The sequence below is a fragment of the Amycolatopsis methanolica 239 genome (genome assembly GCF_000739085.1).
GTDB lineage: Bacteria > Actinomycetota > Actinomycetes > Mycobacteriales > Pseudonocardiaceae > Amycolatopsis_E > Amycolatopsis_E methanolica.
Genome location: NZ_CP009110.1, coordinates 6,058,716 through 6,071,100 on the forward strand (window position 1 = coordinate 6,058,716; position 12,385 = coordinate 6,071,100).

13 protein-coding genes are annotated in these 12,385 nt (G+C 70.7%); 5 read left to right on the plus strand and 8 right to left on the minus strand.

The window, feature by feature from the left end:
- Positions 1 to 46: 46 nt before the first annotated feature.
- The 5 genes from AMETH_RS29425 to mca are packed head-to-tail and all read right to left on the minus strand — an operon-like array spanning position 47 to position 5,903.
- The gene (locus tag AMETH_RS29425) at positions 47 to 1,936 is read right to left on the minus strand and encodes an acyl-CoA dehydrogenase family protein (protein WP_017984803.1); all 1,890 of its coding nucleotides are present in this window, start codon (positions 1,934 to 1,936) and stop codon (positions 47 to 49) included.
- A gap of 42 nt (positions 1,937 to 1,978) precedes the next feature.
- Positions 1,979 to 2,551 carry a hypothetical protein gene (locus AMETH_RS29430; protein ID WP_017984804.1) on the minus strand — a complete coding sequence of 191 codons (573 nt, stop codon included), beginning with the start codon at positions 2,549 to 2,551 and terminating at the stop codon, positions 1,979 to 1,981.
- Between the two features lie 55 nt (positions 2,552 to 2,606).
- The gene (locus AMETH_RS29435) at positions 2,607 to 4,637 is read right to left on the minus strand and encodes a thioredoxin domain-containing protein (RefSeq protein WP_017984805.1); all 2,031 of its coding nucleotides are present in this window, start codon (positions 4,635 to 4,637) and stop codon (positions 2,607 to 2,609) included.
- Between the two features lie 37 nt (positions 4,638 to 4,674).
- Positions 4,675 to 4,995 carry a hypothetical protein gene (locus AMETH_RS29440; protein WP_026153482.1) on the minus strand — a complete coding sequence of 107 codons (321 nt, stop codon included), beginning with the start codon at positions 4,993 to 4,995 and terminating at the stop codon, positions 4,675 to 4,677.
- Positions 4,992 to 5,903, minus strand: coding sequence for a mycothiol conjugate amidase Mca (gene mca, locus AMETH_RS29445; protein ID WP_017984807.1), 912 nt, complete (start codon positions 5,901 to 5,903; stop codon positions 4,992 to 4,994). The genes AMETH_RS29440 and mca overlap by 4 nt, the downstream gene beginning before the upstream one ends.
- A 103-nt stretch (positions 5,904 to 6,006) precedes the next feature.
- Here mca and AMETH_RS29450 point away from each other — a divergent pair, with 103 nt between their 5' ends.
- The 3 genes from AMETH_RS29450 to AMETH_RS29460 all read left to right on the plus strand — a co-directional run bounded on the left by AMETH_RS29450 (position 6,007) and on the right by AMETH_RS29460 (position 8,097).
- Positions 6,007 to 6,432: a DUF4307 domain-containing protein gene (locus tag AMETH_RS29450; RefSeq protein WP_017984808.1), complete on the plus strand. Its 426-nt coding sequence runs from the start codon at positions 6,007 to 6,009 to the stop codon at positions 6,430 to 6,432.
- 190 nt (positions 6,433 to 6,622) lie between these two features.
- Complete coding sequence (gene greA / locus AMETH_RS29455) at positions 6,623 to 7,120, plus strand: transcription elongation factor GreA (RefSeq protein ID WP_026153483.1); 498 nt, start codon at positions 6,623 to 6,625, stop codon at positions 7,118 to 7,120.
- 185 nt (positions 7,121 to 7,305) lie between these two features.
- Positions 7,306 to 8,097: an MBL fold metallo-hydrolase gene (locus tag AMETH_RS29460; RefSeq protein ID WP_017984810.1), complete on the plus strand. Its 792-nt coding sequence runs from the start codon at positions 7,306 to 7,308 to the stop codon at positions 8,095 to 8,097.
- Here the strand turns inward: AMETH_RS29460 and AMETH_RS29465 are convergent.
- On the minus strand, positions 8,076 to 8,588 hold the full coding sequence (locus AMETH_RS29465; RefSeq protein WP_038532501.1) for an Lrp/AsnC family transcriptional regulator: 513 nt from the start codon (positions 8,586 to 8,588) through the stop codon (positions 8,076 to 8,078). The genes AMETH_RS29460 and AMETH_RS29465 overlap by 22 nt on opposite strands.
- An 81-nt stretch (positions 8,589 to 8,669) precedes the next feature.
- Here AMETH_RS29465 and hppD point away from each other — a divergent pair, with 81 nt between their 5' ends.
- Positions 8,670 to 9,833, plus strand: coding sequence for a 4-hydroxyphenylpyruvate dioxygenase (gene hppD / locus AMETH_RS29470; RefSeq protein ID WP_017984812.1), 1,164 nt, complete (start codon positions 8,670 to 8,672; stop codon positions 9,831 to 9,833).
- A gap of 20 nt (positions 9,834 to 9,853) precedes the next feature.
- Here hppD and AMETH_RS29475 read toward each other — a convergent pair whose 3' ends face one another.
- Positions 9,854 to 10,747, minus strand: coding sequence for an IS982 family transposase (locus AMETH_RS29475; RefSeq protein WP_017983093.1), 894 nt, complete (start codon positions 10,745 to 10,747; stop codon positions 9,854 to 9,856).
- Between the two features lie 62 nt (positions 10,748 to 10,809).
- Positions 10,810 to 12,015 (minus strand): threonine ammonia-lyase, encoded by a 1,206-nt coding sequence (ilvA, locus tag AMETH_RS29480; protein ID WP_017984813.1) that lies wholly within the window; start codon positions 12,013 to 12,015, stop codon positions 10,810 to 10,812.
- A 77-nt stretch (positions 12,016 to 12,092) separates the two neighbouring features.
- Here ilvA and AMETH_RS29485 point away from each other — a divergent pair, with 77 nt between their 5' ends.
- The gene (locus tag AMETH_RS29485) at positions 12,093 to 12,374 is read left to right on the plus strand and encodes a hypothetical protein (protein WP_017984814.1); all 282 of its coding nucleotides are present in this window, start codon (positions 12,093 to 12,095) and stop codon (positions 12,372 to 12,374) included.
- The last annotated feature ends 11 nt before the right edge of the window (positions 12,375 to 12,385 follow it).

The following is a 12,385-nucleotide window of genomic DNA, read 5'->3' on the forward strand; positions in this document are numbered from 1 at the left end:
GCCGAAGGTCCCGCTCCCGGCATCACAAACGTCAGCACGGGCACGCCTAACGCAGCATCGCGGGGCGCAGGAACGGTTCCGGCACCGCGAAGCCGTCCACGAGCAGCCGTGCGTGGGGGCGGAGTTCGGCGCACAGGTCGTTCACCGCGGCGACCACCGCCTTGGCCCGCGCCGACGTCAGGCGCCCGTGTTCGAGGAACCACGCGCGGTCCTCTTCGACGTTCGACAGCACGTACAGGTCGCACACCCGCTCCAGCAGGGCCCGCGCGTCCTGGCCCGCACACCGGTCGATGGCCGCGACGAACGCCTCCAGCACGATCCGCTCGACGTGCACCTTCGCCGCGCGCAGCACGTGGTCCTGCGCGTCGTTGAAGACCTCGAACGGGTCCGCCTCCGGGGCCCGCCGCAGCCGCCGCGCGCAGCCCTCCAGCACGTGCTGTTCGCGGTCCTCGAACAGCTTCACCTGCCAGCCGCGGTCGAACAGCACATCGTCGTCGTCCCGGCCGGGCGCGGCGTCCACCAGCCGCTCGATCACCTTGCGCGCCGCGGTCCGCTCGATCACCGCGCCGACGAACTGCTCGGCCACGAACCGGGCCGTCGCCAGCGGGCTCAGGTCGGCGAAGTGGTCGCGGTAGCTCGTCAGCAGTCCCTTCGCGACCAGCTGCAGCAGCACCGTGTTGTCGCCCTCGAACGTGGTGAACACGTCGGTGTCGGCCTTCAGCGCGGGCAGCAGGTTCTCCGACAGGTACCCCGCGCCACCACACGCTTCCCGCGCCGTCTGGATGCTGCGGGTGGCGTGCCAGGTCGCGATCGCCTTGATGCCCGCGGCACGGGACTCCAGCTCACGCTGCGCCCGTTCTTCAGCGTCCGCGCTGCCCTGGATGTCGTGCAGCGCCCGGGTCAGCTCCTCGTGCGCGAAGTGCAGCGCGTACGTGCGCGCGATCGCCGGCAGCAGTTTCCGTTGGTGCGCACGGTAATCCAGCAGCACCGTCTCGCCGTCCGCACCGGGACGGCCGAACTGCCGGCGCTTCTCCGCGTACCGGGTCGCGATCGCCAGCGCCCGCTCGGTGGCGTGGATCGCGCCGCCCGCCACGCTGATCCGGCCGCGGATCAGCGTGCCCAGCATGGTGAAGAACCGGCGGTTGTCGCTCTCGATCGGGCTCGTGTAGGTGCCGTCCTCGGTGACGTCGCCGTACCGGTTGAGCAGCGCCTCCCGCGGCACCCGCACCGAGTGGAACGTCAGGCGCCCGTTGTCGACGCCGTTCAGGCCCGCCTTGCGGCCGTCGTCACCGATCTCCACGCCCGGCATCGGCGCGCCCTTCTCGTCCCGGATCGGCACCACGAAGGCGTGCACGCCACGGCTTTCCCCGCCGGTGACGAGCTGCGCGAACACCACCGCCATCTGGCCGTGCCGCGCCGCGTTGCCGATGTAGTCCTTGCGCGCCTGCACGTCCGGGGTGTCGATGACGAACTCGCGCGTCGCCGGATCGTAGGTGGCCGTGGTGCGCAGGTGCTGCACGTCCGAGCCGTGCCCGGTCTCGGTCATGGCGAAGCAACCGAGCAGGTCCAGGTCCATGATGCGGGCCAGGTACCGCTCGTGGTGCGGCGCCGTGCCGAGCAGCTGGATCGCGCCGCCGAACAGGCCCCACTGCACACCGGACTTCACCATCAGCGACAGGTCGCCGTAACCGAGCATCTCGAACGACACGACCGAACCGCCGATGTCTCCCCCGCCGCCGTACTCGCGGGAGAAGCCGAGCCGGTGCCAGCCGCTCTTGGCCAGTTCACGCAGGCGCTCCAGCACCCAGGCCCGGTACTCCTCCGTGCTCAGGTCGTAGGGCTCGTCCACGTCGTACCCGGCGAACTGCGCGCGAATCTCCCGGCGCAGCTGGGCCCACTGTCCATCCAGTACCGCGGTCAACGCATCGGGGTTCATGTTCCTACTCTGGCGTAACTTCCGCGGTCCCGCATGGCGAGCTCAGCCCAGATCCGGCCCCTCCCGGCGCAGTTCGTCGACCTTCGACATGGCCTCGCGCAGCTCGCCGAGCCACTCCTCGGCGTGCTGCCCGACAAGCCGGACGGCCCAGGCCAGGGCGTCCGAACGGGACCGCGCGACGCCCGCGTCGACGAGCGTGTCGAGCACCAGCCGCTCGGGCTGGCGCAGGCGCGTCATCACCGGAACCGACTGTGTGGTGAACAACTCTTCGGTGCCGCCGAGGCGCGCGCCCCAGGACACCTTGCGCTGGTACCGGTGCTCGGCCTGGCGCGCGATCTCGATGCGGTGCTCGCGGGTCTCCTCGCGGAACCGGCTGATGCGCCCCGACTCGGCGGCGGCGCGGGCGGCGTCGTCGGCGAACTCGTCGGTGAGCGCAGGCAGTTCGCCGACGATCAGGATCTCCTCGCGGTCCACCGTGATGTCCGGGGCGCCGGTGAACCAGCCGTCCGGGAGCCGTCCGGCGAACCAGCCCGCCGCGTCGTCCGCCGGCGGCGCCTCGGCCTGACCGCGGCCCTTCCAGCCTCGTCCCCACTGTGCGTGTGTGCGCATGTCCATCGCCTCCGCGATTACATGATTACGTTGCAACACACGCTACGCCGGAACCAACGCGTCAGCTCCCCTGTTCACTGCGGGCGGACAAGGCTGAGACCAGGTCATCGGGGCTGGTCACGGGCCGGTCGCAGACGTAACCGCGGCACACGTAGGCCGCGGCCTGTCCGGCCACCAGCGGCCGGTCCGCGAGCAGCGGCACCCCCGCCGCGTCCGGCTCCCCGGCCAGCACGACCGCGCCGCCGTGCGCACGACGGGCGGCCACCGCGCGCAGCAGGTCCCGCTCGGTCGAGTCCGGGCCGGCGATCGCGACCTGGACTGGCCCGGCCAGCAGCGCCTCGGCCGCGGTGAGCCAGTGCCCGGCGAAGCGGGGTGCCTTGGCGATCAGCTGGCCCGTCCGGTGAACGGCCTCCTCGGCGGCTGCCCGGTACCGCGCGGACCGGCCCGACCCGACCAGCACCGAGGCCGTGACCAGCGCGTTCGCCAGTGCGGACGCGCCGGAGGGGCTGGCGTTGTCGGTCGGGTCCGACGGCCGGTGCACGAGGACCTCGGCGTCGTCCGCCGTGTCGTGGTACGCGCCCGGGGTGTCCGCGACGGCGAAGTTGGCGAGCGCGGTGTCCAGCAGGTTCGTGGCCTCGGTGAGCCAGCGCGGGTCACCGGTCGCCTGGTGCAGGGCCAGCAGCCCCTCGGCGAGGCAGCCGTAGTCCTCCAGCACGCCCGCCGCGTCACCGGCGGTCCCGTCCCGCGAGCTGCGGCGCAGGCGGTTGTCGCGGAGGTGGATGCCGAGCACCGCGGACGCGGCGTCCTGGGCCGCGGACACCCAGTGCGGCTCGTCGAGCGCCACGCCCGCCTCGCACAGCGCGGTGATGGCGAGCCCGTTCCAGGCCGCGATCACCTTGTCGTCGCGGCCCGGCTGGGGCCGCTCGTCGCGCGCGGCCAGCAGCGCGGCGCGGACTCGCTCGAAGCGGTCCGGGTCGTCCGGGTCGCGCAGCAGCTGCAGGACCGAGGTGCCGTGCTCGAACGTGCCGGATTCGGTGACGCTGAACAGTTCCGCGGCCCACGCGCCGTCGTCGTCGCCGAGCACCTCACGCAGTTGCGCTGGCGTCCAGACGTAGGTCAGGCCTTCCTCGCCGAGGGTGTCCGCGTCGAGTGACGCGGCGAACCCGCCCTGTTCCGTGCGGAGGCGGGCGAGCAGGAACTCGCCGGTCATGCGCGCGACCCCGGCGGCCAGGGCGGAGCCGGTGCGGCGGGCCAGGTGCGCGTACGCCCGCAGCAGCAAAGCGTTGTCGTACAACATCTTCTCGAAGTGCGGCACGACCCAGGACGCGTCGACGGAGTAACGGGCGAACCCGCCGGCGAGCTGGTCGTGGATGCCGCCGCGGGCCATCGCCTCGGCGCACGATTCCACAAGGGACAGCGCCTCGGCGGATCCGGTGCGTTCGTGGTGGCGCAGCAGGAACTCCAGCACCATCGACGGCGGGAACTTCGGCGCGCCACCGAAACCGCCGCGTGCGCGGTCGGCCTCCCCGGTCAGCTTCAACAGGGCGGCGTCGAGCACGCCCGCGTCGACCGGGGCGGGCGGCAGCGGCCCGAGCTGCCCGGCGAGGTGCTCGACGATCTTGCCCGCGCCCTCGCGCAGTTCGTCGCGGCGCTCCTGCCAGGCCTGGGCGACGGCGATGAGGAGGTGCTGGAACGACGGCACGCCCGGCCGCGGCTGCGGCGGGTAGTAGGTGCCGCAGTGGAACGGCTCGCCGTCGGGGGTGAGGAAGCAGGTCATGGGCCAGCCGCCCTGGCCGGTCATCGCCTGGGTCGCGGTCATGTAGACCGCGTCGATGTCGGGACGCTCCTCGCGGTCGACCTTGATGTTGACGAAGTGCTCGTTCATCAGGCGCGCGGTCTCGGCGTCCTCGAAGGACTCGTGGGCCATGACGTGGCACCAGTGGCACGCGGCGTAACCGATCGAGAGCAGGATCGGCACGTCCCGGCGCTTGGCCTCGGCGAGCGCCTCGGCGCTCCACGGCCACCAGTCGACCGGGTTCTCGGCGTGCTGCAGCAGGTAGGGGCTCGTCGCGGCGGCGAGTCGGTTGGCCATGCCACCAGGGTGTCACGGCACTCGTAGCGCCGCCGAGCTAGCTGCTCTCGCTCTTCTCCGGCTGCTTGACCGGCTCCGGATCGGGCTTCCCGGCCGCGTCCTTCTCGTCGGCCTCGGCGGCGTCGGCCTCGGCCTTCTCCTCCGGGTCGAAGGTGGCCGGGACGCGCTTGAGGTGCTTGGTCATCGAGCGCACCAGCAGGGCGACGGCGATGAGGAACAGCAGGAGGATCAGGAACCCCAGCGGCGAGGACTTGCCGAAGTCCTCGCCCTGGCCGCCGTTGTCGCCGTTGCCCGGCTGCTGCGCGAGGACGAGGGCGGTCGTGGCGACCGGCGCCGTCACCGGCAACAAGAGACTCATGTGTTCACCTTCTCACGGACGCCCGCGAACAGGTCGTCCTCGGGCAGCGTGCTGTCCACGAGCGAGCGCACCAGCTCGTACTCCTCCGTCGGCCACACCCGGCGCTGCATGTCCAGCGGCACGAAGAACCACCGGCTGTTCGGGTCGATCTGGGTGGCATGCGCCTTCAGCGCCTCGTCGCGGACCTCGAAGTAGTCGGCGCACTCGATGCGCGTGGTGACCCGCTCCATGACGTCCGCGCGGTCCGGGTCCCACTTGCCGAGCCACTCCGCGTACGGAGACTCCAGTCCGGCCTCGACGAGCGCGTCGTGGAAGGCCTGCATGCGGGCACGGGAGAAGCCGTGCATGTAGTACAGCTTGAGCGCCTGCCAGGGCTCGCCTGCCTCGGGGAACTTGTCCGGCTCGGCGGCGGCGTCGAAGGCCGCCATGGAGACCTCGTGGGTGCGGATGTGGTCCGGGTGCGGATAGCCGCCGTTCTCGTCGTAGGTCAGCACGACGTGCGGGCGGAACTCGCGCATGACCTTGACCAGCTCGCGCACCGGCTCCTCGAGCGGGGTGAGCGCGAAGCAGCCCTCCGGCAGCGGGGGCAGCGGGTCGCCCTCCGGCAGGCCGGAGTCCACGAAGCCCAGCCAGCGGTGCTGGACGCCGAGGATCTTGGCGGCCTTGGCCATCTCCTCGCGGCGGATGGCGGACATGTTGGCCAGCACCTCGGGCCGGTCCATGGCCGGGTTGAGGATGCTCCCGGCCTCGCCTCCGGTGCAGGTCACCACCATGACCTCGGCGCCCTCGGCGACGTAGCGCGCCATCGTGGCGGCACCCTTGCTCGACTCGTCGTCGGGATGTGCGTGCACCGCCATGAGACGCAGGCGCGATCCCGTCCCGGACATCAGCTCGTCAGAACCCACCATGCGTCCAACGACCCCTTCTGAATCCCTATTCCGCCCCGGAGAGATACTGCGGTTGCCTCCATTGTCCTCGGGGGTACGACAAGTTCGATCGGAGGCCCGGCACTTGAGCACCGCCAGCGCCCCGCCGTCGCTGCCGGACGGCCGCTACGGGCGGCCCCGCAGGCCGAGCCGCCGCTGGCGGGTGTGGGTCTTCACCGGGATCGCGCTGGTCGTGAGCTGCGCCGTCGCGTGGATCGGGTACGTGAACCTGGGCGCCGCGCCCATCAGTGCGGAACGCGTCACGTTCGAGGAGCTGCCCGGCAACGCGATGACGATCTCGCTCAACGTGACGCGGGACGAGCCGGACCGGCCGGGCGTGTGCATCGTGCGGACGCGTGACATCAGCGGCGCCGAGAGCGGGCGGCGGGAGGTCTACATCCCGGCGAACGACAGCCGGGTCGACGTGGTCGTGCGGAGCATCGACCGCCCGGTCACCGCGGACGTGTACGGCTGCTCCTACGACATCCCGGAGTATCTGTCAAGGAGTTAGCGGCCAACGGGGTGAATGACGCGGCGAATGCCCGGTTTCTGAGAAAAGACACCGGCGCTGACCTGCCCTGCCGTGGTACCCTGATCTACCGGCACGGCCCAGACGGGCCGTGTTTTTCCTTTATCCAGCCGCACTCGATCGAGTGCGGCCGCCGGCATGAACACCCATGTCCGGCAGGCACGACGAGGAGATGGTGGCCGTGAGCGACACCCAGGTGACCTGGCTGACCCAGGAAGCCTACGACAGGCTCAAGCACGAGCTCGACGAGCTGATCGAGAATCGTCCGGTCATCGCTGCGAAGATCAACGCCAGCCGCGAAGAAGGCGACCTCCGCGAGAACGGCGGGTACCACGCCGCCCGCGAGGAGCAGGGCCAGCAGGAGGCCCGCATCCGCCACCTGCAGGAACTCCTGCGGTCGGCGAAGGTCGGCGAGGCCCCCAAGAACGACGGGGTCGCCGAGCCGGGCAAGGTCCTCACCGTGCGCTACGACGGTGACGACGAGGACGAGAAGTTCCTGCTCGCCACGCGCGAAGAGGGCGCCGAGGGCGAACTCGACGTGTACTCCCCCGAATCGCCCCTGGGCAAGGCCCTGCTGGGCGCCAAGGAAGGCGAGTCGCGCGAGTACGAGCTGCCCAACGGCAGCACGCAGAAGGTGACGCTGGTCAAGGCCGTGCCCTACTCCGGCTGAGACCCACACTTTTTCGGAGCGGCTGCTCCGGGCGGGAGCATCGTCCGGAGCAGCCGCTTCGCTGTGCGTGCGGTCCCACGCACCGCGAGCGCGGGACTCGCGGGCGGGAGCCTGGGGCTCGCGCGGGGATCCGGGCGTGGCCAAGCGAAGCACCGCGCCACGAAAACCGCGTAGCGTCACAGCACATGAACCCCATCTGCGTGACCTGCGGCACGCAGTACGCCTCCCCCCGCGCGGACTGCCCCATCTGCGAGGACGAACGCCAGTACGTCCCCCCATCGGGCCAGCGGTGGACCGACTTCGCCACGCTCCGAGCCGAGCACGAGCCCCTCATCAGGCAGGAGGGCGAGTCCATCACCGGCATCGCCTGCACCCCGAAGTTCGGCATCGGCCAGCGCGCGCTGTTCGTCGAGACCCCGGGCGGCAACTTCCTCTGGGACCTCACCGCCTACCTGGACGACACGATCGCCGAGCACATCACCAGCCGCGGCGACATCACCGGCATCGCGATCAGCCACCCGCACTACTACACGACCTGCGTCGAGTGGGCCCGCGCCTTCGACGTGCCGGTCTACCTGCACGAAGGCGACCGCGAGTGGATCGGCCGTCCGAACGAGCGCATCGAGCTGTGGAGCGGCCAGACCAAACAGGTCGGCGAGGACCTCACGCTGGTCAACCTGGGTGTGCACTTCACCGGCGGCACGGTCCTGCACTGGTCCGGCGGCGAGCAGGGCCGGGGCGCGCTGCTGTCCGGCGACATCGTCCAGGTGATCCCGGACCGCCGGTTCGTCGCGTTCATGTACAGCTACCCGAACCTGATCCCGGAGCGGCCGTCGGTCGTGCGGCGCGCCGCGGAGATCCTCGCCGACTACCGCTTCGACGCGATCTACGGCGCGTGGTGGGACGCGGTGGTGCGGCAGGACGGCTACGACGTCGTGCAGCGCTCGGCCAAGCGCTACCTGGAGTTCGTCTCGTAGGCGAGCCGTTCCAGCAGCGGCCGGACGCGCGGCGGCACGGGTGTGGACAGGGCCAGCGACGTCGACGTGCGCCGCACCCCCGGCACGCTCACCACGGCGTCGATGACCCGCTGCAGGTCGTCGTGGTCGCGCGCCACCATCCGGACGAACAGGTCGCCCTGCCCCGTGGTGGCGTGCACCTCGCACACCTCTTCGATGGCGTCCAGGGCCTCGGAAACCGAGGTGCGCTGGCCCTGCGCGATCTCGATCACCGCGAACGCGGTCAGCCCGTACCCCATGGCCGTGAGGTTCAGCTGCGGCGGGAAGCCGCCGAGGATGCCCTGTTCGGTGAGCCGGTCCAGGCGCGCCTGCACGGTGCCCCTGGCGACGCCGAGCCGGCGCGCGCACTCCAGCACGTTCAGCCGCGGCGCGTCGGTGAGCAACAGCAACAGCCGGGCGTCGAGCGCGTCCACCGCATCCTCCTGGTCACATTGCCCGGTTTGATAGATCATCCTGGGCGAACACTGGTCAATTTGTCCAGAGAAAGGCGCCACTGTTGCCCAAGATGCGACGAACTACGCATTCTGCCAGACATGACGAACGCTCTCGACGATGTCGACTACGACCAGTTGCGCCAGCTCGTCGGTTTGGTCGAGCACGATGAGACCGCCGACCCGTTCCCCGTGAAGTCGCTCGATGCCGTCGTGTTCATCGCCGGCAACGCCACCCAGACCGCGTGGTACTACCAGCACGCATTCGGCATGCGGCTCGTCGCCTACGCCGGGCCAGAGACCGGGCAGCCGGACCACAAGGCGTTCGTGCTGAAGTCGGGTTCCGCGCGCTTCGTCATCACCGGCGGCGTCCGGCCGAACTCCCCGCTGCTCGACCACCACCGCCGCCACGGCGACGGCGTCGTGGACCTCGCGCTCGAAGTGTCCGATGTGGACAAGTGCGTCGCGCACGCGCGCGCCCAGGGCGCCGCGGTCCTGGAGAAGCCGCACGACGTCTCCGACGAGCACGGCACCGTGCGCAGGGCCGCGATCGCGACCTACGGCGAGACCCGGCACAGCCTCGTCGACCGCTCCCGCTACACCGGCCCGTACCTGCCCGGTTTCCAGGCGCGGGAGACGCCGCAGCGCAAGCGGCTGTTCCAGGCCGTCGACCACTGCGTCGGCAACGTGGAGCTCGGCAAGATGGACCACTGGGTGGACTGGTACCACCGCGTCATGGGCTTCACGAACATGGCGGAGTTCGTCGGCGACGACATCGCCACCGAGTACTCGGCGCTGATGAGCAAGGTCGTCGCCAACGGCAACCACCGGGTGAAGTTCCCGCTCAACGAGCCCGCGGTGGCGAAGAAGAAGTCACAGATCGACGAGTACCTGGAGTTCTACGGCGGCGCCGGGTGCCAGCACATCGCGCTGGCCACCAACGACATCGTCGGCACGGTCACCGCGATGCGCGCGGCCGGCGTGGAGTTCCTGGACACCCCGAACTCCTACTACGACGACCCGGCGCTGCGCGCGCGGATCGGCGAGGTGCGGGTGCCGATCGAGACGCTGAAGGAGCACCGGATCCTGGTCGACCGCGACGAGGACGGCTACCTGCTGCAAATCTTCACCAAGCCCGTCGGTGACCGGCCCACGGTGTTCTACGAGCTGATCGAACGGCACGGCTCGCTCGGCTTCGGCAAGGGCAACTTCAAGGCCCTGTTCGAAGCGATCGAGCGCGAGCAGGAGCGCCGCGGCAACCTCTAGCCGAGTAATGCGTATCTCGGTTAGTGGTCGTAGGCGGTCAGTGATCGGGTGATGGGTTGGCCGGTGGCGCGGTTGTGCCAGATGGCGGCGGTGAGGGCCAGGAGGCGTTGGGCGACGCGGGTTCCGACGCCTTCGATGGTGCGTCCGCCGTGCTGTTCGAGGTCGAGTTGGCCTTTGAGGGTGTCGTTGACTGACTCGATGAGCTGGCGGATGGACTTGAGCAGCGGCTCGCCGGGATGGGGCCGGCGGTTGCGGTAGGACGGTCGGATCAGCCGGACCCCGCGCTCGGTGAGGTAGTGGTCGAGTTCGCGGGAGACGTAGCCCTTGTCGGCGATGATCAGCAGGCCGGGGCGGTCGGTGAGCAGGTGGGGTTCGTGGTCGCAGATCGCCATGAGTACCTGCCGCTCGTCGATCTTCGGGTCCGCCAGCGCCCAGGCCACCGGGAGTCCGGCAGGGGTGCAGACCAGATGCAGCCGCAGTCCCCAGAACCAGCGGGAGTGTGAGCGGCAGAAGCCGTACTTGGCCCAGCCGGCCAGCTCTGAGCGCTTGACCGTCGGTCGGGACCGGCCGCACTCCACCGGGGTGGAGTCGACGATCCAGGTGGTGTCGGTCCACAGGTCGGTATCGGCCGCCAGCCAGCGCATCACGTGCTTGATCAGTGGCAGCGCAGCGCGCAGGCGACGGTTGTAGCCGGACTGGCCGGGCAGGTAGCGGAACGCGCCGGGCATCCGGGCGGGCAGGAACCGCAGCCAGCGGGCCTCGGAGGTGAACCCCAGCAACGCCTGGGCGACGGCCAGCGTGACCAGCTCAGCGTCGGTCAGCTTCGGCGGTCTGCCCATCCGCCGCCTGCCCGCGAGATGGTCGTCGATCTTGACGTAGAGTGCGGTGAGAAGGGTGTTCAGGTCGGTCGTCACAAACTGATCTTGGACACCCTTCACCTCACTCCGGGCATCACCCCGACTTACGCATTACTCGTCTAGCCGACGACGGTGAACCCGGCGCGCTGGAGTTCGGCGTGGACCTCCTCGCAGTGGTCGGGCCCGCGGGTTTCCAGCTTGAGCGCGATCTCGACCTCGCCGAGGGCCAGCGCGCCGGAGATCCGCGAGTGCTCGACGTCGAGGACGTTCGCGCCCAGGTCCCGCACGCGGGACAGCACCGACACCAGCGACCCCGGCCGGTCCGGCACGCGCAGCCGCAGCGCGAGGTAACGCCCGCCCGCCGTCATGCCGTGCTGGATGATCTGCAGCAGCAGCAACGGGTCCACGTTGCCGCCGGACACCACGGCCACCACCGGCGCCGCGAACTCGCCGGGGTACTGCAGCAACGCCGCCACCGCCGCCGCGCCCGCAGGCTCCACGACCAGCTTGCGGCGCTCCAGGCACAGCAGCACCGCGCGGGACAGCGACTCCTCCGACACCGTGAGGACGTCGTCGACCTTCGCGGCGACGTGCGCGAAGCTCACCGGCCCTGGCTGGCCGACCGCGATCCCGTCGGCCATCGTCTGCATCTCGCGCAGGCGCACGGGGCCACCGGCCGCGAGCGACGGCGGGAAGGCGGCCGCGTCCTCGGCCTGCACCGCGACGACCCGCACGTCCGGCCGTGACGCCTTCACCGCGCACGCCACGCCCGCGACGAGACCGCCACCGCCGGTCGGCACGAGCACCGTGGCCGCCTCGGGCACCTGCTCCAGGATCTCCAGCCCGACGGTGCCCTGCCCGGCGATGATGTCCGCGTGGTCGAAGGGGTGGATGAACACCGCGCCGGTCCGCTCCGCGAACGCGATCGCCTCGGCCAGGGTCTCCTCCAGCACGTCGCCGTGCAGGTGGACGTCCGCGCCGTAGCCGCGGGTGGCGGCCAGCTTGGGCAGCGGCGCGCGGGTCGGCATGAAGACGGTCGACGAGATGCCCAGCAGCGACGCCGCGAGCGCGACGCCCTGCGCGTGGTTGCCCGCGCTGGCGGCGACGACTCCGCGGGCCCGCTCCTCCGCACTCAGGCCGTGCAGACGGGTGTAGGCGCCGCGGATCTTGAACGAGCCGGTGCGCTGCAGGTTCTCGCACTTCAGGTGGACGGGGCCGCCGTGCGCCCGCTCCAGGTCACGGGCGTGCTCCATCGGCGTGACGCGGATGATCCCCTCGAGCAGCTTCCGCGCCTCGCGGATACGGTCGACGTCCACCAGATCCATATCCCGGATCATGCCACTCGCACCTCACGGCTTTCGGTACCCTGGGAGCCGGTCAGTTCGGCGAATCGGGAGTAGCCATGCCAGCACGGGGTGAAACGGGCGGACGGGTCCGCCGCGCCACGCGTGCGGCCGGACTGCTGCCGTTGGTCGCGGGCGTCACGTCCGCCCTGGCCCTCACCGGCGCGGCGGTCTACACGGTCGACAGGGCCAACTGCGGCGACCCGGCCCAGTACATCCGGCACGACAACTACGTCGAGCTGGTCGGCGGGTGCGTGAACGGCTCCGACCTGGAGGGCATCCGCACCGGCACCACGCCCGGTGACGCCAAGACGGCCGAGCTGAACAACTACCGGCCCTGACCGAGCGGGGA

Excerpts from the sequence above, each read along its gene's own strand:
- AMETH_RS29460 (WP_017984810.1), top strand. The coding sequence starts at position 7,306 with ATGAACCCCATCTGCGTGACCTGCGGCACGCAGTACGCCTCCCCCCGC.
- mca (WP_017984807.1), bottom strand. The coding sequence starts at position 5,903 with ATGGTGGGTTCTGACGAGCTGATGTCCGGGACGGGATCGCGCCTGCGT.
- ilvA (WP_017984813.1), bottom strand. The coding sequence starts at position 12,015 with ATGGATCTGGTGGACGTCGACCGTATCCGCGAGGCGCGGAAGCTGCTC.
- hppD (WP_017984812.1), top strand. The coding sequence starts at position 8,670 with ATGACGAACGCTCTCGACGATGTCGACTACGACCAGTTGCGCCAGCTC.
- AMETH_RS29435 (WP_017984805.1), bottom strand. The coding sequence starts at position 4,637 with ATGGCCAACCGACTCGCCGCCGCGACGAGCCCCTACCTGCTGCAGCAC.
- AMETH_RS29485 (WP_017984814.1), top strand. The coding sequence starts at position 12,093 with ATGCCAGCACGGGGTGAAACGGGCGGACGGGTCCGCCGCGCCACGCGT.
- greA (WP_026153483.1), top strand. The coding sequence starts at position 6,623 with ATGGTGGCCGTGAGCGACACCCAGGTGACCTGGCTGACCCAGGAAGCC.
- AMETH_RS29430 (WP_017984804.1), bottom strand. The coding sequence starts at position 2,551 with ATGGACATGCGCACACACGCACAGTGGGGACGAGGCTGGAAGGGCCGC.
- AMETH_RS29425 (WP_017984803.1), bottom strand. The coding sequence starts at position 1,936 with ATGAACCCCGATGCGTTGACCGCGGTACTGGATGGACAGTGGGCCCAG.
- AMETH_RS29440 (WP_026153482.1), bottom strand. The coding sequence starts at position 4,995 with ATGAGTCTCTTGTTGCCGGTGACGGCGCCGGTCGCCACGACCGCCCTC.
- AMETH_RS29465 (WP_038532501.1), bottom strand. The coding sequence starts at position 8,588 with ATGATCTATCAAACCGGGCAATGTGACCAGGAGGATGCGGTGGACGCG.